General features: G+C 68.7%; 28 protein-coding genes and 1 pseudogene. 14 read left to right on the forward strand and 15 right to left on the reverse strand.

What is annotated here, in order from left to right; all coding sequences use genetic code 11:
• Positions 1 to 56 precede the first annotated feature (56 nt).
• The 3 genes from OO69_RS38775 to OO69_RS38785 form a co-directional block, all read right to left on the reverse strand.
• The gene (locus OO69_RS38775) at positions 57 to 905 is read right to left on the reverse strand and encodes a DMT family transporter (protein ID WP_033285637.1); all 849 of its coding nucleotides are present in this window, start codon (positions 903 to 905) and stop codon (positions 57 to 59) included.
• Positions 902 to 1,414: a YbaK/EbsC family protein gene (locus OO69_RS38780; protein WP_033285638.1), complete on the reverse strand. Its 513-nt coding sequence runs from the start codon at positions 1,412 to 1,414 to the stop codon at positions 902 to 904. Before OO69_RS38780 ends, OO69_RS38775 begins: the two co-directional genes overlap by 4 nt.
• A 751-nt stretch (positions 1,415 to 2,165) precedes the next feature.
• Positions 2,166 to 2,717, reverse strand: coding sequence for a cysteine hydrolase family protein (locus OO69_RS38785; protein WP_033285639.1), 552 nt, complete (start codon positions 2,715 to 2,717; stop codon positions 2,166 to 2,168).
• A gap of 129 nt (positions 2,718 to 2,846) precedes the next feature.
• On the opposite strand from OO69_RS38785, the gene OO69_RS38790 reads away from it, so the two are divergent.
• The gene (locus OO69_RS38790; RefSeq protein WP_033285640.1) at positions 2,847 to 3,926 is read left to right on the forward strand and encodes an ABC transporter substrate-binding protein; all 1,080 of its coding nucleotides are present in this window, start codon (positions 2,847 to 2,849) and stop codon (positions 3,924 to 3,926) included.
• 58 nt (positions 3,927 to 3,984) lie between these two features.
• Here OO69_RS38790 and OO69_RS38795 read toward each other — a convergent pair whose 3' ends face one another.
• A complete protein-coding gene (locus tag OO69_RS38795) occupies positions 3,985 to 6,207 on the reverse strand; it encodes an MMPL family transporter (RefSeq protein WP_033285641.1) in 2,223 nt (740 codons plus the stop codon).
• Positions 6,208 to 6,327: 120 nt separating this feature from the next.
• The gene (locus OO69_RS38800) at positions 6,328 to 6,927 is read right to left on the reverse strand and encodes a TetR/AcrR family transcriptional regulator (protein ID WP_033285642.1); all 600 of its coding nucleotides are present in this window, start codon (positions 6,925 to 6,927) and stop codon (positions 6,328 to 6,330) included.
• A gap of 165 nt (positions 6,928 to 7,092) precedes the next feature.
• On the opposite strand from OO69_RS38800, the gene OO69_RS38805 reads away from it, so the two are divergent.
• Complete coding sequence (locus tag OO69_RS38805; protein ID WP_033285643.1) at positions 7,093 to 10,320, forward strand: S41 family peptidase; 3,228 nt, start codon at positions 7,093 to 7,095, stop codon at positions 10,318 to 10,320.
• A gap of 127 nt (positions 10,321 to 10,447) precedes the next feature.
• Here OO69_RS38805 and OO69_RS38810 read toward each other — a convergent pair whose 3' ends face one another.
• The 4 genes and pseudogenes from OO69_RS38810 to OO69_RS38825 form a co-directional block, all read right to left on the reverse strand.
• On the reverse strand, positions 10,448 to 10,627 hold the full coding sequence (locus OO69_RS38810; RefSeq protein WP_420707944.1) for a hypothetical protein: 180 nt from the start codon (positions 10,625 to 10,627) through the stop codon (positions 10,448 to 10,450).
• Between the two features lie 293 nt (positions 10,628 to 10,920).
• Positions 10,921 to 11,769: pseudogene (locus OO69_RS38815) on the reverse strand (SDR family oxidoreductase); the annotation flags it as partial.
• Entirely contained in the window at positions 11,766 to 12,692 is a 927-nt protein-coding gene (locus tag OO69_RS38820; protein WP_033285645.1) for an alpha/beta fold hydrolase, read from the reverse strand. The pseudogene OO69_RS38815 and the gene OO69_RS38820, both read right to left, overlap by 4 nt.
• Positions 12,689 to 14,209 (reverse strand): flavin-containing monooxygenase, encoded by a 1,521-nt coding sequence (locus OO69_RS38825; protein WP_033285646.1) that lies wholly within the window; start codon positions 14,207 to 14,209, stop codon positions 12,689 to 12,691. Before OO69_RS38825 ends, OO69_RS38820 begins: the two co-directional genes overlap by 4 nt.
• 184 nt (positions 14,210 to 14,393) lie before the next feature.
• Between OO69_RS38825 and OO69_RS38830 the strand changes: the two genes are divergently transcribed.
• Positions 14,394 to 15,026: a MerR family transcriptional regulator gene (locus tag OO69_RS38830; RefSeq protein WP_033285700.1), complete on the forward strand. Its 633-nt coding sequence runs from the start codon at positions 14,394 to 14,396 to the stop codon at positions 15,024 to 15,026.
• On the opposite strand, the gene OO69_RS38835 is transcribed toward OO69_RS38830, so the two are convergent.
• Complete coding sequence (locus OO69_RS38835; RefSeq protein WP_033285647.1) at positions 15,014 to 15,817, reverse strand: exodeoxyribonuclease III; 804 nt, start codon at positions 15,815 to 15,817, stop codon at positions 15,014 to 15,016. The two genes, OO69_RS38830 and OO69_RS38835, sit on opposite strands and share 13 nt — an antisense overlap.
• 92 nt (positions 15,818 to 15,909) lie before the next feature.
• Here OO69_RS38835 and OO69_RS38840 point away from each other — a divergent pair, with 92 nt between their 5' ends.
• Positions 15,910 to 16,386, forward strand: a complete 477-nt coding sequence (locus OO69_RS38840; protein WP_033285648.1) for a GNAT family N-acetyltransferase — start codon at positions 15,910 to 15,912, stop codon at positions 16,384 to 16,386.
• Between the two features lie 54 nt (positions 16,387 to 16,440).
• Here the strand turns inward: OO69_RS38840 and OO69_RS38845 are convergent, their stop codons facing one another.
• On the reverse strand, positions 16,441 to 17,133 hold the full coding sequence (locus OO69_RS38845) for a hypothetical protein (protein WP_234444647.1): 693 nt from the start codon (positions 17,131 to 17,133) through the stop codon (positions 16,441 to 16,443).
• Positions 17,134 to 17,330: 197 nt separating this feature from the next.
• Here OO69_RS38845 and OO69_RS38850 point away from each other — a divergent pair, with 197 nt between their 5' ends.
• Positions 17,331 to 17,939, forward strand: coding sequence for an ArsR/SmtB family transcription factor (locus OO69_RS38850; RefSeq protein WP_078652763.1), 609 nt, complete (start codon positions 17,331 to 17,333; stop codon positions 17,937 to 17,939).
• Between the two features lie 217 nt (positions 17,940 to 18,156).
• Here the strand turns inward: OO69_RS38850 and OO69_RS38855 are convergent, their stop codons facing one another.
• The 4 genes from OO69_RS38855 to OO69_RS38865 form a co-directional block, all read right to left on the reverse strand.
• On the reverse strand, positions 18,157 to 18,483 hold the full coding sequence (locus OO69_RS38855) for a hypothetical protein (protein WP_033285650.1): 327 nt from the start codon (positions 18,481 to 18,483) through the stop codon (positions 18,157 to 18,159).
• Between the two features lie 864 nt (positions 18,484 to 19,347).
• Positions 19,348 to 19,611: a hypothetical protein gene (locus tag OO69_RS52185; RefSeq protein ID WP_158713475.1), complete on the reverse strand. Its 264-nt coding sequence runs from the start codon at positions 19,609 to 19,611 to the stop codon at positions 19,348 to 19,350.
• Between the two features lie 1,091 nt (positions 19,612 to 20,702).
• Complete coding sequence (locus tag OO69_RS38860; protein ID WP_033285651.1) at positions 20,703 to 21,215, reverse strand: GNAT family N-acetyltransferase; 513 nt, start codon at positions 21,213 to 21,215, stop codon at positions 20,703 to 20,705.
• A 9-nt stretch (positions 21,216 to 21,224) separates the two neighbouring features.
• Complete coding sequence (locus OO69_RS38865) at positions 21,225 to 22,001, reverse strand: GntR family transcriptional regulator (RefSeq protein ID WP_033285702.1); 777 nt, start codon at positions 21,999 to 22,001, stop codon at positions 21,225 to 21,227.
• A gap of 131 nt (positions 22,002 to 22,132) precedes the next feature.
• On the opposite strand from OO69_RS38865, the gene OO69_RS38870 reads away from it, so the two are divergent.
• The 9 genes from OO69_RS38870 (at position 22,133) to OO69_RS38905 (ending at position 25,977) form a co-directional block, all read left to right on the forward strand.
• Positions 22,133 to 22,462 carry a hypothetical protein gene (locus tag OO69_RS38870; RefSeq protein ID WP_033285652.1) on the forward strand — a complete coding sequence of 110 codons (330 nt, stop codon included), beginning with the start codon at positions 22,133 to 22,135 and terminating at the stop codon, positions 22,460 to 22,462.
• 2 nt (positions 22,463 to 22,464) lie between these two features.
• The gene (locus tag OO69_RS38875) at positions 22,465 to 23,796 is read left to right on the forward strand and encodes an FtsK/SpoIIIE domain-containing protein (protein ID WP_033285653.1); all 1,332 of its coding nucleotides are present in this window, start codon (positions 22,465 to 22,467) and stop codon (positions 23,794 to 23,796) included.
• Between the two features lie 97 nt (positions 23,797 to 23,893).
• Positions 23,894 to 24,064: a hypothetical protein gene (locus OO69_RS52655; protein WP_199811113.1), complete on the forward strand. Its 171-nt coding sequence runs from the start codon at positions 23,894 to 23,896 to the stop codon at positions 24,062 to 24,064.
• 77 nt (positions 24,065 to 24,141) lie between these two features.
• Entirely contained in the window at positions 24,142 to 24,777 is a 636-nt protein-coding gene (locus OO69_RS38880; RefSeq protein ID WP_033285654.1) for a DUF2637 domain-containing protein, read from the forward strand.
• 19 nt (positions 24,778 to 24,796) lie between these two features.
• Complete coding sequence (locus tag OO69_RS38885) at positions 24,797 to 24,982, forward strand: mobile element transfer protein (RefSeq protein ID WP_033285655.1); 186 nt, start codon at positions 24,797 to 24,799, stop codon at positions 24,980 to 24,982.
• Positions 24,983 to 24,999: 17 nt separating this feature from the next.
• Positions 25,000 to 25,281: a hypothetical protein gene (locus OO69_RS38890; RefSeq protein WP_033285656.1), complete on the forward strand. Its 282-nt coding sequence runs from the start codon at positions 25,000 to 25,002 to the stop codon at positions 25,279 to 25,281.
• 93 nt (positions 25,282 to 25,374) lie between these two features.
• Positions 25,375 to 25,557: a hypothetical protein gene (locus OO69_RS38895; RefSeq protein ID WP_033285657.1), complete on the forward strand. Its 183-nt coding sequence runs from the start codon at positions 25,375 to 25,377 to the stop codon at positions 25,555 to 25,557.
• A 7-nt stretch (positions 25,558 to 25,564) separates the two neighbouring features.
• A complete protein-coding gene (locus OO69_RS38900) occupies positions 25,565 to 25,762 on the forward strand; it encodes a hypothetical protein (protein WP_033285658.1) in 198 nt (65 codons plus the stop codon).
• A 5-nt stretch (positions 25,763 to 25,767) separates the two neighbouring features.
• Complete coding sequence (locus OO69_RS38905) at positions 25,768 to 25,977, forward strand: hypothetical protein (RefSeq protein ID WP_033285703.1); 210 nt, start codon at positions 25,768 to 25,770, stop codon at positions 25,975 to 25,977.
• The last annotated feature ends 4 nt before the right edge of the window (positions 25,978 to 25,981 follow it).

The raw sequence follows: 25,981 nt of genomic DNA on the forward strand, positions 1-25,981 counted from the left end.
CCTGAACGCGCGAGGAACGGATCGTCAAGTAGTCGGCAAGCCGGGTGAAGGAACGGTCAACCCGCCCTCAGCATCAACCCGATCCCGGCCACGAGCAGTACGGCGGCGGCGATACGCGGCGCCCCGAACCGCTCCTTGAAGAACACGGCGCCGATCGCCGCGCCGACGATGATCGACGACTCGCGCAGGGCGGCGATGGGGGCGAGGTCGGCGCGGGTCTGGGCCCACAGCACCAGTCCGTACGCGGCGACGGACAGAGCCGCACCGAGAAACCCGACCCCGACGAACGGCCGTAGCGCGGGGACAAGTTGACGACCACCCCGCAGATACAGGGCATACGCGGGAACCATCCACCCCTGGACCGCCATCAGCCAGGCGATGTACCCGAGCGAGGAGCCCGAGGCGCGAACACCGAGCCCGTCGACCACGGTGTACGCGGCGATGGACAGGCCCGTCGCCAACGCGGCACCGATCGCTGCCCAGTTGGGCCGCTGCCCGCGCATGCCCCGCAGGGCGACACCGGTCAGCCCCGCGCAGGACAGTGCGATACCGGCGGCGGCCCAGCCGTTGGGCACCTCGTGCGCGAAGACGGCGGCGAGGACGGTCACGACGAGGGGCGCGGTGCCGCGGGCGATCGGATAGGCCTGCCCGAAGTCACCCAGCCGGAACGACTTCATCAGCAGGAGGTAGTACGCGACATGGATGAGCGCGGAGGCCCCGAGATACGGCCACGCCCCGGCCGCCGGAAACGCCGTGACCGGCACGAGCGCCAGCCCGATGACCATCCCGCCGCCCGCGATGAGCGTGAACCCGACGAGCTTGTCTTCGATGCGGTGCGCGAGGGCGTTCCAGCAGGCGTGGGTGACAGCGGCGAGCAGAACAGCGGCCGCGACCTCCGGAGTCACGAGGACTGCTCGCGCACATCCACCAGAGTCGCACCGGCGTACGCGACAAGCTCCTTGGGTTCCATGGGGAACACGGCATGCGGATTGCCCGCGGCGGCCCATACGACATCATGCGCGAGCAGCGAACGATCGGCCAACACCCGTGTCTTCGTACGGTGTCCGAACGGCGGCACGCCCCCGATGGCATACCCGGTCGTCTCCCGTACGACGTCCACCTTGGCCCGCGTGACCTTCTCGACCCCGAGCTCCCGCCGGACCAGCTCGACGTCCACGCGGGATGCCCCGTCCATGAGCACGAGCACGGGAACCCCATCCGCCGCGAAGATCAGGGACTTGCAGATCTCGCTCAACTCGCACCCGATCGCGGCGGCGGCCTCGGCGGCGGTACGGGTGGCGTCCGGGAAGCGCCGAATACGACCGAGGAGGTCCGCGAGCCCCAATTCCCGTAGCGCGTCGGCGAATCGAGGGTTGGCGCCGGAGTCTTCGTCTTCGGTGTTGTTCAAGGTCATGGGGGCACGGTAATGGTGGGTGTACTGGGCCTGCGACTGAGTTCTGGCCGTTGGGCCGCCCGCTTCTTGTCAGTGTCGGGATTGCGGGAGCCGAGTAAAGGGCGCTCCGCTGCGCTACGCGTCGGCTGCGCCGATTCCGCTGCGCTCCACCCTTGACTCGTCTCCCGCAATCCCGTTTCAGAAGCGAGCGGGCGGCCCCGAGGGATGGGTGGCCAGGTACCTATGCCCCTACCTGCACTGCGTTGCGGGCCGGTACAGCGGGGCGCGCTCGCGTCTCGCCAGCACGCCGGGCCGGCTTAGCGGCCAACGGTGAGTGGGGGGGGGGAGGGGTGGGGCTGGGAAGTGTGACAGTCGAAGCGGAAGTGTCACACTTCCCAGCCCCACCCACCCCCGGCCCCCGGCCCCTCCCCCTCTGGAAGCCGGGGCCATCCCTAACCAGTAAAAGGTTGCGAGGGTGGTTAGGTTTGCCCCCGGCTTCCAGCAACCACCCACCGGGGGTTGGCCGCTGAGCCGAGGCGGCGTGCAGGCGAGACGCGAGCGCGTCCCTCCACACCGGCCAGCAACACAGTACAGACAAGGGGATTCCTACCTGGCCCCCCATCCCTCCGGGCCACTCGCTCGCTTCTCAAACGGGCTGGAGCGGCCCTAGTCAAGGGTGGAGCGGAGCGGAATCGGCGTAGCCGACGCGACCGCAGGGAGCGCCCTTTACTCGGGCCGTGGAAGCCCGACACTAGCCAAGAAGCGAGTGGCCCTACGCCCAGGTGACTTCTTTTGCCTGGGCAACAGCAGCGGTACGACCCGGCGCCTCGTGGTACTTCCAGTACAGATTCGTGTGAGCGATGACCTGCTCCGGCGACGGCGCACCCCACCGACTCAAGTCCGACGTGGTGTGGCCATCGGCGACGAGTGTCACGTCGTAGCCGCGCACGAAGGCGCCATGGATCGTGGAGCGGATGCACGCGTCGGTGGATGCGCCGGCCACGACCAGGCGTCCGACCCCGGCCTCGGCCAGTACCTGCTCCAAGGACGTGCCCTCGAAGGAGTCGGGGTAGCTCTTGGGGACGAGGGGTTCCGGGTCGCGGCGGGTGAGTTCGGGGACGTACTGCCAGGCATCGCTGCCCTGGGGCACGTTCTCGTCGAAGTGCTGGATCCAGACGACCGGCACGGATTCCTCGCGGGCCCTGTCGACGAGTCCGGCGATGTTGGCGACGACCGCGTCACGGGCATACGCGTCGGCAACGACGCCGACCTGCACGTCGATCAACAGCAACGCGGTGTTGGGACGTTCGGACAGAGTGGTCATACCCCGGGAGGTTAGCGAGCGGCCGGGACGCGGGTGCGTAAGTCCCTCCAGGTCGTCCGAGGAAGATGGTGTGGGCGGATGCCAAGCTCGTACCCCTCGTAACCTGCGATCAACGGGAGACGCACCATCATGAGTACGCCACCGCTCACCGCTTCACGACCGGCCGTTCGGATCGGCGTGCTCGTTCCGCTGACTCGGCCCGGGTGGGTGGAGGCGGGGCAACACCTGCTCGCCGGGCTGGAGTTGGGGGTTCGGGAGGTCAATGAGGGGGGTGGGATCGCCGGGGCCCCTCTCGAGTTGGTGGTTCGGGACACTGCCGCTGATCCCAAGAGGGCCGTGGCGGCCGTAGACGAACTGGCCGGTCTGGGGGTGGCGGCGCTGGTCGGGGAGTATCACAGCGTTGTCGCTCGTGCCGTTGCCGCCAGGGCGGATGCGCTTGGGGTGCCGTTTCTGTGTTCGTCGGCTGTCATCGACTCGCTGACCGATGAGCCTTCCGAGTTGGTTGCTCGGATTGCTCCGGCTCAGTCCCATGGGTGGCGGGTCTACGCGGACTTTCTGCTCGGTGCCGGGCATCGGAGGGTCGCTGTCGCCGCCGAACCGAGTGTGTACTGGGCTTCCGGGGCGCGGATCCTGCGGAACTGCCTTGTTCCGCGCGGTGGTTCGGTCGTCGAGTTCGACATGCGTGCGCTCGGCCCGGAGGCCTTGTGCCAGGAACTCGTGGACAGTCGCGCTACGGCTCTGCTTCTTCTCGTCGGGTATCCGGAGCCGGCCGTGTCGATCGTCAGGTGTGTTCGGCGGGATCCGCGGCTCGGGGAGGTGTTGGTCGGCGCTCCGGCCGGGCAGCCCGAATTCGGCGAGTGGGGTGGGGTGTTGGGGGAGGACGGTGCCTCGGTTCCGTTTCTGCGTTATCTGCCTGATCGGCTCGGGGCACTTGGGGTGCGTGTCGAGGCAGCGCTGCGGGAGCGGTTGGGTGGCGTGCCCTCGTTCGTTGCCTTTGAGGGGTACGACGCCGTCGTCGTGCTTGCCGATGCGCTGCGTTCCGCCACCACCGTGTCCTGGCCGCGTGTCGCCGTCGAAGGTACGCGCGGGGCGATCTCGTTCTCCCGGGTGCCGGGGATCGGTGTGTGGCAGTGGGCCTGGGCGCCGGTTCAGGTTGTTGACCGGGATCCGGCGGAACCCGGGCGTTTTCGGGTGCTGCACACCGGGTGACGGGAAGACCCCGGCGCCGAATGAACGGGCCGGGGTCCACTGATGCCGTAGCGAACAATCAGGCGCGTACCAGCTCGCGGTCCTCGTCGGGGTCGGAGTCCTTGGAGTCCAGCTTGCGCAGGCCCTCGCCCTCGACGTCCACGTTCGGCAGGATCCGGTTCAGCCACTTCGGCAGCCACCATGCCCGCTGGCCGAGCAGCGCCAGTACCGCCGGGACGATCGCCATGCGGACCACGAACGCGTCGAAGAAGACGGCGATCGCCAGGCCGAAGCCGATCATCTTGATCATGGATTCGCTGGAGCTGATGAAGCCGGAGAACACCGCGATCATGATGACGGCCGCGGCGGTCACCACCCGGGCGCTGTGCCTGAAGCCCGTGACGATCGCCTGGCTCGGCTTCTCGCCGTGGACGTGGGCCTCGCGCATGCGGGTCACGAGGAACACCTCGTAGTCCATGGCCAGTCCGAAGACCACGCCGACCATGAAGATCGGCATCATCGACATCACCGGGCCGGTTTCCTCCACGCCCATCAGGCCCGACAGCCAGCCCCACTGGAAGACCGCCACCACCGCGCCCAGCGCCGCCATGACCGACAGGAGGAAGCCGAGGGCCGCCTTCAGCGGGACCAGGATCGAGCGGAAGACCACGATCAGGAGAAGGAACGCCAGGCCCACGACCAGGATCAGGTACGGGACCAGCGCGTCGTTCAGCTTCTGCGAGACGTCGATGTTCATCGCCGTCGTACCGGTGACCAGGACCGACGAGTCGGTGTCCGACTTGACCTGTGCGCCCGCGTCACGGATGCCGTGGACGAGGTCCTCGGTCGTGACGGACGACGGCTTGGAGTCCGGGACGACGGTGATCGTCGCGGTGTCACCGTCCTTGTTGAAGGTCGCCGGGGTGACCGTGGTGACGTCCTTCAGGGCCTTGATCTTGTCCGTCACCGTGGTGACGTCGGCCTTCGGGGTCTTGCTGTCCTTCGCGTCGACGACGACCATCAGCGGGCCGTTGAAGCCGGGGCCGAAGCCCTCGGACAGGAGGTCGTACGCCCTGCGCTGGGTGGTGGAGGTCGGCTGCGAACCGTCGTCGGGCAGGCCCAGTTCGAGCGAGGCCGCGGGGATCGCCGCCGCACCGAGCCCGATCACGCCGAGCAGCAGCACCGCCAGCGGGCGCCGTACGACGAAGCTCGCCCAGCGGGTGCCCATGTTCGGGCGGGACGCCTTCTCGGCGCTCTTGGCCCGTCCGCCGCCCAGGAGCTTGCTCTTCTGGCCGGTCGGCTTGATCTTCTTGCCGGCGTAGCCCAGCAGTGCCGGGATCATGGTGAGTGCGATGAGGACCGCTATCGCGACCGTTCCGGCCGCGGCCACGCCCATCTTCGTCAGCATCGGGATGTTGACGACCGCCAGACCGACCAGGGCGATCACGACGGTCAGGCCTGCGAAGACCACCGCCGAGCCCGCCGTACCGACCGCTCGTCCGGCCGCCTCCTCGCGTTCGCGGCCCTCCGCCAGCTCCGCCCGGTAGCGGGAGACGATGAACAGGGCGTAGTCGATGCCGACCGCGAGGCCGATCATCATCGCGAGGGTGGAGGTGGTGGTGCCCAGGTCGAGGGCGTTCGCCAGTGCCGTGATCGTCGAGACGCCGATGCCTACGCCGATCAGCGCGGTGAGCAGCGGGAATCCGGCTGCCAGGAGTGAGCCGAAGGTGATGACGAGGACCACGGCCGCTATCGCGATGCCGATGATCTCCGTCGAGCCCGTCTCGGGGGTCGCGGTGAGCGCGTCACCGCCGACCTCGACCGTGAGTCCGGAGGCCCGTGCCTGCTGCGCGGTCTCCTTCAGGGCGTCCTTCGACGCGTCCTTCAGCTCCATGCCGGAGACCTTGTACTTCACGGACGCGTAGGCGATCGTGCCGTCCTTGCTGACGGCCTTGCCCTTGAAGGGGTCGGCGACCGAGACGACCTCGGAGCCGTCGCCGAGGTCCTTGACGGTCTTCTCGACGGTGGCCTTGTTCGCGCCGGAGTCGAGCTTCTCACCGGCCGGGGCCTTGAAGACGACCCGGGCGGTGGCGCCGTCGGCGCTCATCCCGGGGAAGCGCTGTTCCAGCAGGTCGAAGGCCTTCTGGGCCTCGGTTCCCGGTACGGAGAAGGAGGAGGCGCCGGCCGCGGGGGCGCTGGCCGCGCCGACTCCCGCGAGGGTCAGCAGCGCTATCCATAGAAGGGCGACGTAGTGCCGTCGCCTGAAGGCGAGCCGGCCGACTTTGTAGAGGAACGTGGCCACGAGGGCGTACTCCCGGTCAGGTCGTGGGGTTCTTCGGGGCAGGGGTGATCGACCGGTTGGGGACACGGTTGATCTGCCCGACGACGTGAGCGGTTACGTCAGGTGGGCGTGCTGGGTGTGTCAGGTGGTGGGTGCACCGAGTGCGGGGAGCACCACGGCGTCGATGTACGAGGTCAGATAGGCCTTGGTCGGCGGCAGGTCCTCGATCACCGTGCGGGTGGCGAAGGCGCCGATCATCATGTGCACCACGAACTCCAGCGCGGGGCAGTCCGCACGGACCTCGCCCCGGTCGATGGCGCGCTGGGTGACCCGGCGGAACTCTTCCATCTCCGGTTCGACGAGCAGTTCCCGGAACGCCTGGAGGAGGTCCGGGTTGTTGTGCGTCGCCATGGCCAGACCCCGCATCAGCGCGGAGTTCTGTTCGATCCGGCAGTCGTCCTCGCGGTCCACCATGGCGTGCATGTCGCCGCGGAGTGTTCCGGTGTCGATGTCGGTCGCCCGACCCGGCTTGCTGTGCCGTACCGCTTTCGCCACCAGCTCGGCCTTGCCGCCCCACTGGCGGTAGAGCGTCGCCTTGCTGGACTTGGTGCGGGCCGCCACGGCGTCCATGGTGAGAGCGTCGTAGCCGACCTCCCGGAGCAGGTCGAGCACGGCCGCGTACAACTCGGCCTCACGCTCGGGCGTGATGCGACTGCGACGCGCCGTTGCGACTTCAGTCATGCCACTCACCTCTCCGGATCCGAACGACACGGTTTCGTACCTGCTTCGTACGTCATGAATGTAGCGCACTCACCAAAGAAACGAAACCGTTTCGTACGTGTGCTGAGTCACCCCGGCCATTTTTCATAAGTTGCTCCGGTCCGTCCCGCGGAAAAGCATAGGGAGGTGAGCTATCTGCGCCTGCCGCACCTCAGTGGCGACCTCCTGAGCTTCGTGGCCGAGGACGACCTCTGGCTGGCCCCTCTCGACGGCAGGGGCCGCGCCTGGCGGCTCACCGTCGACCGTACGAAGGTGGGTCACCCCCGCTTCTCCCCCGACGGCCGCCACATCGCGTACACGAGCTGGCGCAGCCTGGTCCCGGAGATCCATCTCGCGCCGGTCGAGGGCGGCCCGGGCCGCAGACTCACCTACTGGGGCAGCGCGGACACCCAGGTCTGCGGCTGGACCCCGGACGGCGACATCCTCGCGGTGGCCTCGCACGGCGAACCGTTCTCGTACTTCACCTGGGCCCACAAGGTCCCCACCGACGGCGACCCCGGCGGCCGCCTCCCCTGGGGCCCGGTCTCCGACATCCAGCTCGCCGACATCGACGGCGAACACCGGACCCTGCTCCTCACGGGCACCCCACCCCACGAACCGGCCGCCTGGAAGCGCTACCGCGGCGGCGCCATGGGCCGCCTCTGGCTGCACGGCCGCCGCCTGCTCGCCGACCTCGAGGGCCACCTGCACTCCCCCATGTTCGTCGACGGCCGCATCGCCTTCCTCTCCGACCACGAGGGCATCGGCAACCTCTACTCCTGTTCCTACGACGGCTCCGACCTCCGCCGCCACACCGACCACGACGCCTTCTACGCCCGGCACGCGGCCAGCGACGGCACCCGCGTCGTGTACCAGTGCGCCGGCGACCTGTGGCTCGTCGACGACCTGTCCCCTACGTCGACCCCGCGCAAGCTGGACGTGCGGTTGAGCGGACCGCGCGCGGGCCGCCGTACGTACCAAGTCCCCGCCGCCCAGCACGTCGACGGCATCTCGGTCGACGAGACGGGCCGCGCGAGCGCCGTCGTCGTACGCGGCAGCCTGTACTGGCTCACCCACCGCGACGGCCCCGCCCGCACCATCACCGACACCCCGGGCGTACGGGTCCGCCTCCCCGAGATGCTCGGCTCCGGCGGACAGGTCGCCTACGTCACGGACGCGGACGGCGAGGACGCGATCGAGATCGCCTACCTCCCCCGGGCCTCCGGCGAACGCGAGCCCCGCCGACTCGCCTCCGGCGAGGTGGGCCGCGTACTGGAGCTGGTGTCGGACACGGCGGGCGAACGCCTCGCGATCGCGGCCCACGACGGGCGCCTCCTGCTCCTGGACGCCACGGAGGACTCCAACGGCGAGGTGACGGAGCTGATCTGCTCCATCAACGGCCCCGTCCGCGACCTCGCCTTCTCCCCCGACGGCACCTGGCTGACCTGGTCCCACCCGGGCATCGGCCGCTCGCTCCGCCAGATCAAGATGGCGCGCATAAAGGACCGTTTGATCGTCGACGTCACCAACGGCCGCTTCGAGGACGAGAATCCGGTCTTCACCAGGGACGGCCGCTACCTCGCCTTCCTCTCCTGGCGCGGCTTCGACCCGGTCTACGACGTCCACACCGGCGACCTGTCCTTCCCGCTCGGCTGCCGTCCGTACCTCGTCCCCCTCTCCTCGGCCACGCCCTCCCCCTTCGCGCTGACGCCGGAGGGCCGCCCGGCAGCCGGGGGCCTGGACGCGGCGGAGGACGACGAGGGCGCGGACGGCGCGGTGACGGTAGAGGTGGAAGGCCTGGAGAGCAGGGTCACCCCGTTCCCGGTCTCGGCCTCCAAGTACTCGGCGCTGTACCCGGTTTCGGGCGGCGGCCTGGTCTGGCTGCGCTGGCCGATCTCGGGCGCGCTGGGCGAGACCTTCGCCAACCCGGACGACACCAGCGGCCGCCCGACCCTCGAGTACTTCAACATCAGCAAGGCGAAGAAGTCCGAACTCGTAGACCACTTGGACTGGTTCGCGGTGAGCGGCGACGGCTCCCGCCTGGTCGTGGTCGACGAGGACGAACTACGAGCGGTCCCCTCCACCGAGTCCGGCGACGGCGACTCGACGGTCTGGATCGACCTCCGCCGCATCCTCCACGAGGTGGACCCACCCGCCGAATGGCGCCAGTCGTACGAGGAGGCGGGCCGCCTGATCCGCGCGTACTACTGGGATCCACAGATGTGCGGCATCGACTGGACCGGGGTACTGGACCAATACCGCCCCCTGGTCGAACGAGTCGCCTCCCCCGACGACTTCGCGGACCTACTCCGGGAAGTCCTGGGCGAGTTGGGCACGTCCCACGCCTACGTCACCGCGTCCCGCCGCAACGAGGGCCCGCCCCACTACCAGCGCCGCCAGGGCCTGCTGGGCGCCAACTTCGTCCGCAGGGAAGGCGGTTGGACGGTCGCCCGCATCCTCCCCGGCGAGTCCTCGGACTCCAAGGCCCGCTCCCCCCTGGCCGGCACCGGCATCCGGGAGGGCGCGATCCTGACCCACGTGGACGGCCGCCCGGTGGACGAACTCATGGGCCCCTACCCCCTGTTGGCAGGAGCAGGCGGCACAACGGTCGAGCTGACCTTCACCCCGGCGGAGGGAGAGGGCAGGGCCCGCCGAGTAGCCGTAGTCCCCCTCATCGACGAACGCCCCCTCCGCTACCAGGACTGGGTGGCCAAACGCCGGGCCGTGGTACGGGAGTTGAGCGGCGGCCACTGCGGCTACCTCCACATCCCCGACATGGGCGGCTCCGGCTGGGCCCAGTTCAACCGCGACCTGCGCCTGGAGGTGTCCCGCCCGGCCCTCATCGTCGACGTACGCGGCAACGCGGGCGGCCACATCAGCGAACTGGTCGTCGAGAAACTCACCCGCACGATCCTCGGCTGGGACCTGACCCGCAACGCCCAACCGGTGTCGTACGCCTCAAATGCCCCCAGGGGCCCGGTGGTTGCCCTGGCCGACGAGGCGACTTCGTCGGACGGCGACATGATCACGGCGGCGTTCAAGTTGCTGAAACTCGGCCCAGTGGTGGGCCAACGCACCTGGGGCGGAGTAGTCGGCATGACCGGCCGCCACCAACTCGGCGACGGCACGGTGATCACGGTTCCCATGAACGCCGCCTGGTTCGACGCATACGGCTGGACCGTGGAAAACCGAGGCGTAACCCCGGACTTGGAAATCCTCCGCACCCCATTGGACTGGGCAGAGGGAAGACACGCGCAGTTGGACGACGCGATCAAGCTGGCCCTGGACCTACTGGCCATCCACCCAGCGGCAACCCCACCCGACTACTCAGCAGTCCCGGACCGCAGCAGACCGAAGTTGCCGCCGCGTTCTTGAGAGAGGGAAGGGTGACGTACTTAGGGGCGCGGGGAACTGCGCGCCCAGCCCCCACCGGGCGGCCACCCAACAACGAAACGTGGGACGCCCCAGAAAACCTAGGACGCCCCACGCAAACGAACCTCAACTACGCGTCGTAGTCCTGGTCCATCTCCCGATCCATACGCTCCCGCGCCCCCTGCCCCGTACGCTCAACATCCTCGTCCGGCCGCTGCCCACGATCCCGCGCCTGGTCCTTACCCTGATCCATACGCTCCTTGGCCTTGTCCGCGAGGTCCTTGGCCTTGTCCTGGAACTGGTCCTTCATACCCATGTGGGTTCACTCCCGTACTGATGGGGGGGGGATGTGCGGGGCCCCCAGTTGGGGCCTCGACCAGATTCACACGCCAGGACAAACCCCGCATTTCGATCAGTCACCCTCCGTGACAAACCCCGCAGCCCGCCCCGCAGCCCCCGCAGCGTCCCGCGCCGCTTCGTCCGCCGCCCCCCCCCCCCCCACAAGCCCCGACCGCATCCCCTCCAGCCGCGCCCCGAACCGCCGCATCTCCCGCTGCCCCACGGCCCCGGTGACCCCCCGGCGCTTCCCCCGCCCCCCCCGCCTCCCCCGGCCCCCACGAGGCCCTTCGACACCGTGTGGAGGCGCGGTTCGAAGCGCCGCATCTCGCGCTGTCCGCCGAGCGCGATGACCGAAGGCAGGTAGCCCCGGACCGACTGCATCCCGCGCAGCCACCACTGTCCGTACACGTGGCCGGAGCGCCGCTCGATGCCGGCCACGATCCGATCCACAGCCGGCCCGAGCGGATACGTCTTGTTCGACGGCCAGGGCAACCGCTCCCTCAACTCCCGCATGACCGCGTCCTGATCAGCCCCCCGCACCATGTCCGTGTCGGTCCACGACAGATACCCGACCCCGACCCGCACGCCCTTGTAACCGACCTCGGCCCGCAAGCTGTGCGCATACGCCTCGACCCCCGACTTGGACGCGCAGTACGCGGTCATCATCGGCGCCGGAGTGATGGCCGCCAGCGAGGCGATCTGCAGCAGATACCCCCGGCTCTCCATCAGCACGGGCAGAAACGCCCGCGCGGTCACGGCGGACCCGATCAGATTGACCTCGATCACCCGCCGCCAGGCGACCGGATCGGAGTCGACGAACGGCCCCCCGCTCGCGACCCCCGCGTTGGCGACGACGATGTCGACCTTCCCGAACCGCTCCTTCACCTCCGCCGCGACCCGGGCCATCGCCTCGTGATCGGTGACATCGGCGTACCAGTGATCGCTGTCGGTGTGCAGCCGCTCGGAGACCTGCTTCAGCGCGTCCGGTTCCAGCCCGACGAGCGCCAACTTGGCCCCGCGCGCGGAGAGTTTGCGGGCGAGCAACTCACCGACACCCCGCGCGGCCCCGGTCACGACCGCGACCTGCCCCTCCAGGCTGACCCTGCTGCTCATGCGCCCTCCTCCACCTGATCGAACTCCACGTACACGGCGACCAGTTCACGAATCTTCGCGCCGACCAGCTCCGGCGCCTCGACGGGCGTCATATGACCGAGCCCGGGAAGTTCGGTGATCCCGACGCAGTTGGGCAGCGCGGCGACCAACGCCCGCGCGTGCACCGGCGGCGTCAACCGGTCCGCCGACCCGACGACGACGGCCGTCGGCACCGCCAACTCCCGTACGCCGTGGTCGAGATCGAGTGAATCGAGCACCCGGGACCACGCGTACCGCACGGCCCGCGGACACGCGTGCACGATCCGCGCGACCGCCTCGACCATGTGCGGGGCCGAACCGGGGCCCATCGTCCCGTACTTGAGGATCCGCCGCGCGGTCGGCGTGACCGGCCCGAGCGGCGCCCGCGTCCCCAGTATCTTCCGGGTCAGCCGGGTCCGCATCCGCCCGGCCCGCAACGGCACCACGAGCGACTCGTCGACCAGCCGCGAACTCCCCGTACTGCACAGCAGAACGGCCACCGCGTGCTCCCGGAACCCGGCCCGCCCGGCGGCGGCCAGCACGGCCATCCCGCCCATGGAGTGCCCCGCGACCACGGCCTTCTCCCCGGGCGCGAGCGTCTCCTCCAGTACGGCTTCCAGGTCGTCGGCGAGCGCGTCGGTACTGTGCGCGACGGCCACCGGACTGCGCCCGTGCCCCCGCTGGTCGTAGGCGATGACGCGGTGATCGGCGGCCAGGTCCCGTATCTGCGCGGCCCAGAAGGCCGTGGAACAGGTCCAGCCGTGCGCGAGGACGACGGCGGGCGCGTCCTCGGGTCCATGCACCTCGACGTGCAGCCGGGAGCCGTCGGCCGAGGTGACCGCGAGCTCGCGGGCGGGAACGGGCGGGGCGTACGGCCCGGACGAGACGTGCATCAGACGGCTCACGCGTCCACCACCTCCGCCTCCGTCGCCGCCTCCGTCTTCCTTCCAGCTTTCGCCCGGACCACCTCGTACTCGGTGAGATCAACTCGCCTTGTGGCCTTGCGGAATTCGGCCGTGGTGCCGGGCCAGATGGTGGTGTTGCGGCCGGAGGCGTCCATGTACCAGCTCGTGCAGCCGCCCGTGTTCCACACCGTGCGCCTCATACGGTCCTGCACGCGCCGGTTCCACGCGCTCACCGCGCTCGGCCGGGCGTCGAGGGCGACGCGGCCGCCCAGGACGTCCAACTGCCGTATGTAGTCGGCGAGATAGTTCAGCTGCGACTCGATGATAAAGATCATGGAGGAGGTCCCGAGGCCGGTGTTGGGCCCGATGACGGTCATCCAGTTCGGGAACCCGGCCGCGGAGGAGCCGCGCAGCGCCTGCATTCCGCCCTGCCACGCCTCGGCCAGGGTGCGCCCGTCCGCGCCGACGACCCGTTGGGCGATCGGCATGTCCGTGACGTGGAAGCCAGTACCGAAGACGATCGCGTCGACCTCGGCCTCAGTTCCGTCCGCCGCGACGACCGTCGAACCGCGGACCTCGCTCAACCCGCTTGCCACGACGTCGACATTGGGCTGCGCGAGAGCCGGATAGTAGGTGCGGGAGAGCAGGATCCGCTTGCAGCCGATGCGGTAGTCGGGGGTGAGTCTGGCGCGCAGGGCCGGGTCCTTGATGGCACGGGCCATGTTCTTCTTGGCCAACTGCTCCACCAGGACAAGCTCGTTGGGCCGCTTGGTGAACGCCGTGGTCTGCAACTCCCTTATGCCCCACAGGAGTCCGCGCCGGGCCTGGGTGGTGAAGGGCAGCGCGCGGTGCACGGCGCGTTCGGCGCCGCTGATGGGGCGGTCGACGCGGGGCATCACCCAGGGCGGGGTGCGCTGGAAGAGGGTGAGGCGCTCCACGTCGGGCTGGATCTCCGGCACGATCTGGATCGCGGAGGCGCCGGTGCCGACCATGGCGACGCGCTTGCCGCGCAGGTCGTAGTCGTGGTCCCAGCGGGCGGAGTGGAAGACCTTGCCGGGGAAGGAGTCGAGCCCCGGGATGTCCGGGATCTTGGGGTCGGACAGCGGGCCGGTGGCGGAGACGACGAGGTCGGCGGAGTAGGAGCCGCCGGTGGTCTCGATGTCCCACCGCAGCCGTTCCGCATCCCAAGTCGCCTTCTTGACCTCGGAGTTGAAGCGGATGTGCGGCCGGATCCGGAAGACGTCCGCGACGTTCTCCAGGTACGCGCGGATGTGCTCCTGCCCGGAGAAGGTGCGCGGCCAGTCCGCGTTCGGCGCGAAGGAGAACGAGTACAGATGGGACGGTACGTCGCAGGCGCAGCCGGGATAGCTGTTGTCCCGCCAGGTCCCGCCCACGCTGTCGGCCCGCTCCAGCACGACGAAGTCGGTGACGCCCTCGCGCCGCAGCCGCACCGCGGCCCCCAGCCCGCCGAACCCGGACCCGATCACCGCCACCCGCACATGCTCGCGTTCGGTCATCCCGTGCCCTTCCCTACGACTCACTCGACCGCGCCAGTGAACACTGGCGCAATCGGAGCGTAGGGCAGCTTCGTACTCATGGGTAGGGGTCGGGACGACGAAAGTTACCCGGGGTACGACGTAGGGTGCGGGCGTGGCGGAGAAGGCGGAGAAGGCGGAACCGGCGGAGAAGCGCGAGTACCGCATGGAGGAACTGGCCGAGGAGGCCGGCATCACGGTGCGCACCCTGCGCTTCTACCGCGAGCGCAAACTCATCCACCCGCCGCGCCGGGAGGGCCGTATCGCCTGGTACGACGAGACGCACCTGGCCCGCCTGCGCACCATCTCGGCGCTGCTGGAGCGCGGCCACACCCTCAACGGCATCGCGGAACTCGCCGAGGCCTTCGACCACGGCCGCAACGTGGGCGAGTTGCTCGGCCTCGGCGCCCCCACCGAGGAGACCCCGGTCCGGCTCACCCCGGAGGCCCTCGCCGACTACTTCGGCGACCAGGCGACCCCGGAGAACTTCGCCGCCTCGCTCGAACTCGGCTACCTCGGCACCGACGGCGGCGAGATCGTCCACATCAGCCGCCGCCTCCTCGACGTCACGGCCGCCCTGGTCCGCGAGGGCATCCCCCTCGCCGACGTCCTCAGCGCCGGCCGCCGCGTCCGCGCACACACGGACGCCCTGGCCGAACTCTTCACCGACCTGGTCGTCTCCGAGGGCCGCACGGCAGAGGACCTGCAACGACTGCGCCCGCTGGCGAAGAGCGTCGTAGAGGCGGAACTGTCGATGGCGATGGACCGGCGGCTGCAGCAGCGCGATCAGAGGTCGTAGACCACCGTCACCGGTGCGTGGTCCGACCAGCGCTCGTCGTGCGTGGCCGCGCGCTCCACGTATCCCTTGACCGCCTTGGCGGCGAGGCCGGGCGTCGAGACGTGATAGTCGATGCGCCATCCGCTGTCGTTGTCGAACGCCCGCCCGCGGTAGGACCACCAGGAGTACGGCCCCTCGACATCCGGATGCAGGCCGCGCACGACATCGACATACGCCCCGTCCTCCCCGTCGAAGACCTGGCTGAGCCATGCCCTCTCCTCGGGCAGGAAGCCGGAACTCTTCTGGTTGGCACGCCAGTTCTTGAGGTCGGCGGGCTGGTGGGCGATGTTCCAGTCACCGCAGACGACGACCTCGCGTCCATCCGCGGCGGCCCGGTCACGCAGCCCCTTCAGATGGACGAGGAACTCGCCCATGAAGCGCACCTTCTCGTCCTGCCGCTCGGTGCCGACCTCACCGGAGGGCAGATAGAGGCTGGCGACCGTGACACCGGGGAGGTCGACCTCGACGTAACGACCACTCCCGTCGAACTCGGCCGACCCGAAGCCGACTTGAACCCGGTCCGGCTCGCGGCGGGTGTAGAGGGAGACGCCCGCACGGCCCTTGGCGGCGGCCGGGGCGTGCACGACGTGCCAGCCCTCGGGGGTACGGACGTGCTCCGGCAGCTGCTGCGGCTCGGCTCGCACCTCCTGCAGGCAGAGCACATCGGCGGAGGTCTCCGCGAGCCACTCCACGAAGCCCTTCTTCGCGGCGGCTCGCAGTCCGTTCACATTGACAGAGGTCACAGTCAGCACCCGGGCACAATACCGGCACACTGGACGGGGTCCGGATTCCCCCACCCAGACCTTCGCAGACCCTCCCTACGCATAGAAGTACGATACTCGGCATGAATATACGCCCCGTCCCGTTCGACCACCCCGACGCCGTCAAGCTGAACGACCAGGTCCAGGCGGAGTACCACGACCGCTACGGCGACGGCGGCGACGCCACGGTCCTGGACCCGTCGGACTTCACCCCACCGAACGGCGTGTACCTCATCGCCTACGACGAGCACGACGACCCCGTCGCCACCGGCGGCTGGCGCGCCCAGGACGCCAACGGCGAGGGCAACGAGGACGGCGACGCCGAACTCAAGCGCATGTACGTGATCGAACAGTCCCGCGGCCTGGGCCTCGCCCGCCGCATGCTGGCCGCCCTGGAGGACGACGCCCGCACGGCCGGCCGCACCCGCATGGTCCTGGAGACCGGCACCAAGCAGCCGGAGGCCATCACCCTCTACACGTCCAGCGGCTACGAGCCCTGCGTGAAGTTCGGCTACTACCGCTTCCACGATGAGAGCCGGTGCTTCGCGAAGGCGCTGTGAGATCTTGCACCTCCCTCGGCGGGGTCGATCAGTGCCCGTGGCCCGCGGAGCAGCTCACCGGGATATCTCGGCCGTAGAACCGTAGGAGCGGAAGGACACCCGGGCGTCCAGACCGAGGCTGTTCCCCCCGGCCGGGGACGGCAGCCGGAGCACCCTGTCGAGCACCGGCCCCAGCCGACCACAGCCCGAAGTCCCGGGCGCCGCAAACCGGTTGTCCGCCACCCCGAAGGCAACGACCAACGGCTCCTGCGACACGACGGTCGACGCCTCGGTCTCCTTGAGCACCAGCCGTATCGGATCCGCGTCGGTACCGATGGAGCACCCTGACGGCACGGCGGGCCCCGAGAGCCGGAACGTCAGGTCCAGCTCTCCGCGCCGCTCGTCGTTCGACTGGAAGTCGAAGTAGCCCGCGTACCGGGGCGTGATCGCCAGCGACGCGCCCCGCACCCGCACAGGAACAGCCGTCATCCCGCCGAAGACCTGGCGGAACTCACCGTTCACGGTGCCCTCCGCGAAGGTGATCGCCATGGCCGCCCTGCCGAGCGACTGATCTATGCGCCCGAGGGTCAGATGCCCGACGGCAGTCATCGCTTCGCAGCGCCAGGCCGCGGGATCGGCGCCTTCGGGAAGCGCGGAGAGAGCCGGACACGCGCCGAAGTCGGCGCCCCGCGCAACGGCCGTAGCCCCAGCCGCATGGGCCGGCCCCGCCGCGACGCCCGCCCCCAGAGCCAGAGCGGCCAGCGACACGACAAGACGTCGAACGAGGCGGGCTGTGCGAGGGACACGAAGCATGGCGACCTCCGAATGCAGCGTCGAGTGGATCAAGTGGATCGAGTTGAAGGGGCTTGAAGGAGCGGCTGTCTCCTGCCAGGATTGCAGACTTTTCTCTGCATGGGAAGATCTGCAGAGAAAAGTCTGCAGATGATCGGCTGTAGGCTACCGCCGTGAGCGAATCGCAGGAGCCCCCCAAGCCGAACTCCGAGCCGGAACCGGCCCCCGAATCAGGTGACGCCCGCCGCACGGTCAGCGACCCGGCCGCCTTGAAGGCACTCGCCCATCCCCTGCGCCTGCGGATCCTGCGGCACCTCGGCGTCCACGGACCGGCGACCTCGACGACCCTCGCCGCCGCCCTCGGCGAGAACACCGGCACCCTCAGCTACCACCTGCGCCGGCTGGAGCAGGGCGGGTTCATCGAGGACGCCCCGGACCGTCCCGGCGGACGCGAGCGCTGGTGGCAAGCGGTCCGCGGGCTGGACGTGCGCAGGCCCGCACAGGACGAGATGACGGACGGCGAACGTGCCGTAGCGAGCACGCTCGACCGGATGAGGATGGAAGAGGACGTCGAACTCGCCCGCCGCTTCATGGAGGAACAGGCGAACTCGAAGGGCTGGATGCGAGGCTCACGGAGCCTCAGCCATCTCACCGCGGAAGAACTCGACGCCTTCCACGACGCCTACCTGGACCTGCTGGCCCGCTTCGCCCACGGCCCGGAAGACGCATCACCCGGGGCCCGCCCCGTCCATCTACGGTGGTTCGGACTCCCAGCGGACTGAATCCGACCCGCCCCGACCCGAGCCTGGCTCTGAGTGATGGGCTTTCCACGGTTCCGAATTCCGGATAGATCTCAAGATTTGCGTGAGTCGTTGGGTGTGACGTCACCCAGGTTGTTGCCGGTGAACCAGCGTGGATGGATGGCGCTCGCGCTCAGGCACTGATTCAGGGAAGCCATTCCCAGTAGTTCCCATTTTCGACTGTTCCGCGGGGCGGGTGTCACCGCGTCGAGAACCAACAGATGTTGATGTAGTCAGACGGGTCGTCGTGCATCTGCATCTCCCGCTCGATGCGGTGGAGAACCTCTTCACGAGAGAGATCCCAGGGAATTACTTCCTCCCCCTCACGAGGGCTGACGTCGCCGACCCGGATACCGCGATCAAGCATGCCGCCAACAAGCCCGACGACTGCTTCCTGCACGTCAGAAACCGGGCTCCCGTCCCCGGCCACCGTCTCGGCGGCGTCCCAGAGAATGGTGAAGTAGACAGCGGACGTGTCTCCGTATCGCACCAGGTAGTCGAGCTCGGACTCGTAGATCTCATTCATTGAACTGCCTTCCGCCTGGACTTACTTGGCGTGGTATCGCTTGAATCCGAACTCTTTCATCAGGCCGCCACTTTCCGCATCTCGTCCCGCGTGAGCGGCTTCCCATCCTTGAAGCCCCCCCGAGTTTGCCGATCTTCCCGGGTCATGCGGCTTCGATTACTTCCTTGACGTCCTTGAAGTGCCTGAGGTCTGCGAGACCCTTGACGGACCTGTGACCGAGAAGTCGTCGTGGCATTCGATCAGGAGGTCAGCGTTGGTGAGCACCCGGGCAATGGCGGTGCGGGTGGGATCGTCCGGGACGGAGGCCACGAGCCGCAGCCTCTTCCTGCTCGCACGGGTCGATAGTCTGCTTCCAGGCGACCGTGGCGCAGCCCTGGCGTCAGCGGCACCGCCCCGCGGCTGGGGCCATCGCCTTCGGCGACCTGCCCTCGTTTCGACTCCGTGCCCCTCCAACCGCGTCGCGACCGGTCACAGTGGACCTGGACCGCACCAACCGCCGAGGCACCGCCGCTCACACCGCAGCCAAACCGCCCATCCCCATCCCACAGCCGAACGACTGCGGCCAACGCTCACCGTCCGCCCCGGCGACCTCGATGGCCTCGAACCGACCCCAGAAACGACGAAATCCCACCCGATCACTGATCGGGTGGGATTTCGTCAACTACCCCTGAGCGAACCCAAGGACAGCCATTGCGGTGGACCTGTGGGGATTTGAACCCCAGACCCCCTCGATGCGAACTACGGGCGGGACGGTCGCTGAGGTCTTCCGGGCCGATCGGAAGGGTGCTGACCGCTCGGGGCGGTCACCTGAGGTTGGCGCGGTTGCTGTACTTCGCTGCTGTACGGCAACCTCTGAGGGCAACTTCAGGAAGTGGTCGCCATCATGACCACAGCTCCAATCGCCAATATGACGACGGCACCTACGACCAGTGCGCCTGCCGGCGTCGCAACGAGCGCCACCGCTGTCTTCCCGGCCATGGCAAGGGGCGCCCCCACGGTCGCCGCACCGTTCTTCAGGGCTGCCCGATTTTCCGGCTTCTTGATCCACTCAGCGATCGCTGAGGCTGCCTCTTCCCCAGCCTTCGTCGCGAACCCTGTGCCGAGATTGCCAGCCATTGATGTTGACATGTATTGCCTCCTTCAAGCCTCCTCCTTCCCTGAGTTCTTTCGGGTTAAAAAGGAGTGAAGTAGCACAAGGGGCGTGTGAGAGAGCGCAATTGACGAGGATCAAGTGAGGGATCAAGCAGCGGGCAGAGTGGGGTGCTGCTGACCACCGAACCGACTTCGACCACGCAGAAGCCATCCCAACCCGCCCCGAATTCAAGAGAGTTGATCCGAATCGACGTTTCACGTGAAACCACCCATTTGATGATCGCGCCCACGGGTCGGGGGAGAGAGTTTGAGGTCTGGTGATCTGTGGGGCGAGAGCATGAAAGGGGGCTATTACACTTGATCCAATGGAGAGGGTCATTGATCCTCACCGTGCGAAGCAGGCACTCGGCCCCCTTTCTTGCTCTCGGAGGGGCCCCGCAGGTCAGCAGACCTTAAAGTCTCGGAGCGACCTCCCCAGCCAGCCACGGTCCTTCCCGCCACGGCCCGCAGCGTCCAACGAAGCCCTCAGCCGTCGCGCACCTGCTTGTGGGGTCAAAGCGTCTGTTGGTCCGTGCCGGATCATGCAAGTGGACCTGTGGGCAATGCCGTCTTCCCCCAAGGTCGGGCCTGGTGGTGTGGGTCATGGGTGGGAATCAGGCTCGGTCCGGTGCATCGGCCCTTGGCGGGATCGGAGTGTGAAGCGTGATCACCCCGGGGCATCGAAGGTGGCGCGGGGCCGGGGCCGGGCCGGCGCGGGCCGAAGGCAGGAGCGAAGGCCCGAGCCCCGAGCCGCGCGCCGGCCCGCAGTGCGGGCCGGGGGTGTGTGATCAACGCAGCGACGGTCGAAAGCCGATAGGGACAGCGCGACCGGATGGCCGAAGGGCCAAGAGCCCCCGCCCCTGTCCCGTGCCGCTGCGGGCCCGCGACCCAAGGGGGTTGAGGCGAAAGCCCTGAGGGGACTGTGAAGCGTGGGATTGCTGAGGAACCTTACGGTTGCTGTCGTGTCCTGTTATCTCAAGGTGCGCGACGGCTGAGGGCTTCGTTGGACGCTGCGGGCCGTGGCGGGCGGGACCAGCCTCCCCCGCCCAACGGGCGGGGCTTGATGAGGTAGAGAAACCTGTAACAGCTCAGGCGCCCGGGGCGACGTAGCAGATGGCGGGGATGCTCTCTCCGTCGCCAAAGTGGTGGGTGGTCTCGCCGATCTTGCGCCAGCCGAGCCGTTCGTAGAGGCGCATCGCGGGAGCATCCTTGGCCATGACATCGAGCACCAAGCGGAGATCATGCTGACGGCCGTAGCTCATCGCGGCCTCTGTCAGGCGCCTGCCCGTGGCGTGCTGCCGTGCGGCCTGAACGACGAACAGCCGGCCCAGAACGGCTACATGAGCTTCGTCGTCGCCGCTCTGCTCGATCCACATCGAGACAGCGGCTTCGCCGTGTGGGCGCATGACGGCTACGTGTCCGACGACTGCCCCGTCCATCTCGGCCACCCATGCCGCGAGGACATCGTCTGAGCTGACCCATGCCTCTGGGTCCTCAACTCCTTCGACCGGGTACCCATCGGTCTCATGGACCTTGATCAACGCCGTAGCGGCTCCGGACAGATCAGCGCTCTCGAAGGGGCGCACGACCGCAGCGTTCACTATCAACTCCTAGCTCTCAACGGGTAGTTCATAGAGCAATCCGGTCTGGTCCGCCCGATGTACGTAGCGAGACACCTCGAAGGGCACTCCGTCTTGATCGAGGCTCGTGTGCAGTACCTCAAGGACTGGTACTCCCGGCAGAAGGCTCAGGATGGCGGCCTCCTCCGGCGTCGGCATCCTCGCGCTGATCTCATCCCGCACGCGCGTCATGACGTGGCCAAGATCTTCAAGGCGGCCGTAGATGCCGTCCTTGCCGGTCTTCGCCTCCATCAGCAGAGTGCCTTGAGCCTCGTCCCATCGCACGTACGTCGAAACGATCTGCACCGGTTCGTCATCCGCGAAGTAGTGGTTCTCACGGTGTACGACGCTCTCCTCGTCCGCAGAGACCTTCAAGCGCTCCGCGACGTCCGCCGGCGGCTGCTCACGGGTGATCGAGGGGACGTCGATCCGCGCGACCTTGCCTTGGCGCTTCGCTTCGAGCCGGAACGGCGTTAGTCCCGTTTCCCGGTTCTTGAGCGAGTAGCGATCACTACCGAAACGGAACAGTCGCTGCGGCTCGCGCACGAACACGCCGCTCCCGTGCTTTGCCGTGACGAGCCCCTGCTCAGCAAGCAGACGGATCGCCTCGCGCGCGGTGTTGCGGGCCGAACCGTACTGCTCGGCCAACGCCCGCTCTGACGGCAACTTGTCGCCGCTGCGAAGGTCTCCGCTCTCGATCTGACGACGGAGTTCATCGGCGATGCGACGGCTGGGCTGCTGCGGAGTCGGCGGGCGGGTGGACGTCATGACCACACTCTAGCAACTGGCTCAAGCCACCTGCTTGACCCTGGCGGCGGCGTGTGCTCAACTGGCTTAAGCCAGTAAGTGGCTCAAGCCAGTTGGCACAGTAGGAACGTGCCACGACCAAGGAGTGACGTATGCCGTCCTTCAAGATCGATGTTTCGACCGCCATGGTGTTCGTGGCGACCGCGCCGGCGCCGAAGCTCGCCAACAAGCAGACCGGGGAGCGGGCGATGGATCGGGAGACCGGTGCGGGCCTGTCGACGGTGGGTCTGCTGATCTCGGACGAGGGGGAGGGCAACCTCTACCAGGTCACCATTCCCGAGACGGGCATTCCCGAGGGCCTGATGCCGGGTACGCCGGTGCGGGTGGTCGGGCTGAAGGCGCGTGACTGGGAGAACGAGTTCAACGGGCAGAAGCGGCACGGGATCTCGTTCCGCGCTGTCGCCGTGACGCCGGGGGCCTGACCATGACGGACCTGGCGACCTGGCTGGAGGCGGGGACCATAGCGGCCGGCGCCGGTGGCCTCGGCTACGCCAAGTACAAGGCCCCGCGCGTGTACTGGTCGGTGGTGGGCCTGCCCCTCACGTGGGGCCGGTTCACCTGGACCTACCGGGACACGATGGAGGTGTGCGGGCTGACGGTGCAACCGTCCGGCTTCCGCGCCTTCGTGAAGCGGAATCTGGCCCGTGCCGAGGTGCGGCCGGTACCGCCGAAGGTCCGCCGTGTGCGGGGTACCTCGACCGGTCTGCGGGTCACTCTCCGGCTTCCGGCAGGCCTGGAGCCCGCCGATCTCGCCGCGTCTTCCGAACGTCTGCGCCATGCGTGGGGCGTGCGGTCGGTGATCGTGCGGGAGACCAAGCCCGGCTATGTGGAGTTGCGGATGACCGGGTGGGACGTGCTGCGCCGGGTCAAGCTGCCGCGCAAGGCTCAGCCGCGTGACCTGGTCGTTCCGGTCGCCCTGCGGGAGGACGGCACCGTGTTCGTGCGGGACTACCGCAAGGTGCCTCACGCCCTGACGCTGGGCGCGAACCAGTCCGGGAAGTCGATGTACCAGCGCAACCTGATCAAGGGGCTGGCACAGTTGCCGGTCGGTCTGATCGGGATCGACTGCAAGCGCGGTGTCGAACTGGGCCGGTATGCGTCGCGCCTGTCGGCGTTGGTCACCGATCCTCAGTCGGCCGGGGATCTGATTGACGCGCTGGTCGGGGAGATGGAGGAGCGTTTCGATCTGCTTGCCCTGTACGGGGTCTCGGACCTGTGGGAACTGCCGGACGAGGTCCGGCCGGTGCCGCTGGTCGTGCTGGTCGACGAGATCGCGGAGCTGTTCTTCGTGACCTCGAAGAAGGATGAGGCGGCCCGTGATCACGCGGTCATGAACCTGGTGCGGCTGGGTCAGATGGCCCGTGCGATCGGCGTCTACCTGGAGGTGTGCGGGCAGCGCTTCGGCTCCGACCTGGGCAAGGGCGCGACCGCGCTGCGTGCTCAGCTCACCGGCCGGGTCGTGCACCGTGTCAATGACAAGCAGACGGCCGACATGGGGCTGGGCGACATCGCTCCGGATGCCGTGATGGCCGTGACCGCGATCGCCCCGGACCGTCCCGGGGTCGCGGTGGCCGGCGACACCTCCGGCGGCTGGTCCCGCATCCGCACCCCGGAGACGACCCCCGGCGAGACAGCGGCCGTGTGCCGCGAGTTCGCCCACCTCACCCCGGAGCTGCCGTTCCTGGCTCCGTTCCGGCCGGTCGGGCAGCTCTCCGTCCCGCCGATGCCGGCCGTGCCGCCGCTGGTGCAGCCCTAGCCGGTCACCGGATAGCCCCCCTCGTTCCACGGTCGGCGTGACCGCCTCGCGCCAAGTCCCTACCCGCGCCATGCCCAAATCCGGAAGGGGAACGCTCATGGCTCCGCGCAAGACCGTGAAGCCCAAGGTCAAGCCGTGTCCGCCCTGCAAGGGCACCGGTGAGGTCTCCCGCACGGTCCTGGTCGGCCGCAAGCGTCGGGCGGTCGGACAGCAGACGGGCATCTGCCTGGGCTGCCTGGGTGCCGGCGAGATCCCCGCCGACGACTGAACTCGCCGGGGCCGGGCGGCCGGACACCGCTCCCCGCCCGCCCTCTGGCCCAACTCACCTGAAGGGAGGTGCCGTTCATGGTCCGCTCGGTCCGTCTGGACGCAGTCCTGATCCAAGCCGTCATCGCCGGTGCCCTCTCGTTCGCGCACCTGCACGACCTGGCGGAAGCAGCGCATCAGTCCGGCTGGAAGGCCTGGGCTTACCCGGTCTCGGTCGACCTGCTGATGGTCGCCGCTTGGCGTCGACTGCGTACCGCCCGCCGCGACCGCGCGGCCTGGACCTGGTTCGTGATCGCCCTGACCGCCTCGCTCGGCGCGAATGTCGCGACCGCTGGACTCCTCGACCTCGACCACGTTCCGGCCTGGCTGCGCATCCTCGTCGCCGGCTGGCCCGCGCTCGCCTTTCTCGGCGGGACCTTGCTTGCTCACGCACCGTCGGTCACCGCCCCGGCACCGGAGCCCCGGCCCGCGCCGGTGATCGACCGCCCCGAAACGCCCGACCCCGTACCGGCGCCGGAGATCGCTACACCGGAGCCCGCACCTGCTCTGCCGAAGGCGGCCTTGGCCGTGCCCCCGGCGCTGGTCGATCACGCCCGCAAGATCGCAACCGAGCACCGCACCCGCACCGGTAGCGCGATCGACACCGCCACCCTGCGCGCCCGGCTCGGCGTTCCCGAAGACCTCGCCGGCGCGATCGTCGCCCAACTCGCCTGATTCCTAAGGAGGTTCATCCATGTCCCGCCCGAACCGCTTCTTCAACGTGATCCGTATCGGCCCCGTCAAGGTCGGCTCCTTCAACAACGGCCGGGGCCAGACCAAGCACACCGCCGCGTGCACCGCACCGGACTGCGGCTTCTCGACCGAGCACAGCGACCGCTCCGCCGCCGAACTCGCCGCCGGCACCCACAAGTGCACCTGACCAGGGAGGACGGTCCGATGCAGTTACCCGAAGACCAGTGGCGCGCCGGACACATCCCGGCAGACGTCTACCGGCAGATCCCGCCCGGCACCGACCTGCGCAAGGTCGTGATCGTGCAGGAAGCCCCGCGCTCCTACACGGGCCCGATCGTCCTGACCCTGGTCATCGTCGCCGGCTCGATCGCCGTGCTCCTGGTGATCGCGTTCGTCGTCCAGGTCATCGCTGCGGCTGCGGTCGCGGTCATCTCCGCGAGCGGCGGGATCAGCTACACGATCAGCCGCAGCAGCAAGGACAAGTAGCACCCTCCGGGGCGGCCTCAACCGCCAAGTCAGTGCCGCCCCGGACGGCTCGACCACTTCCCGATCTTCCGACCTGAAAGGGCTCCACTCATCATGCCTGTTCGTTTCCCGAACCGTCCGGTCTGCCACCACTGCGACGGCTTCCCCGTCGTCAGCATCACCACCGGCACCCGCACCCGCGACGGCTCCCGCGTCCTGCTCCGCGTCACCTGCCCCGCCTGCGACGGCACCGGCCACACCGCTGCCGTGCCGGCCCTCGTCCGGATCGGTGGGTGACCGCGTAATGGGTATCTTCCGTGACCGACTGCCCCGCGACACCGGCAACCCGCTCGACTCGAACGCCGACCGCGCCCGCAGCGTCGCCAAGGCACACGCGAAGCTCGACCAGTCCCGCCCCGAGCCGTCCAAGCCCAAGGGCAACACCACCACCCCGGCCGCACCTTCGGCCAGCACCCCGCAGAAGCGGGGGTGGCGACGGTGACCGCGATGTTCCGCAAGCTTCCCGCTGACCTCACCCCGACCGAGGACAGCCCCGGCCTGCGCGTCAAGGCCGGCACCCGCTACAGCAGCTCGCAGGGCGACTACGTGTGCGGCGGCTGCGGTGCCGAGGACCACGCCAACGGCGACACCGACGTCACGGCCCTGGTCGAGGACTACACCGCCCACCACGGGCCCGCTCACCGCAAGGGTCGGTGAGCCT

The organism is Streptomyces sp. NRRL F-525, assembly GCF_000716605.1.
Classification (GTDB): Bacteria; Actinomycetota; Actinomycetes; order Streptomycetales; family Streptomycetaceae; genus Streptomyces.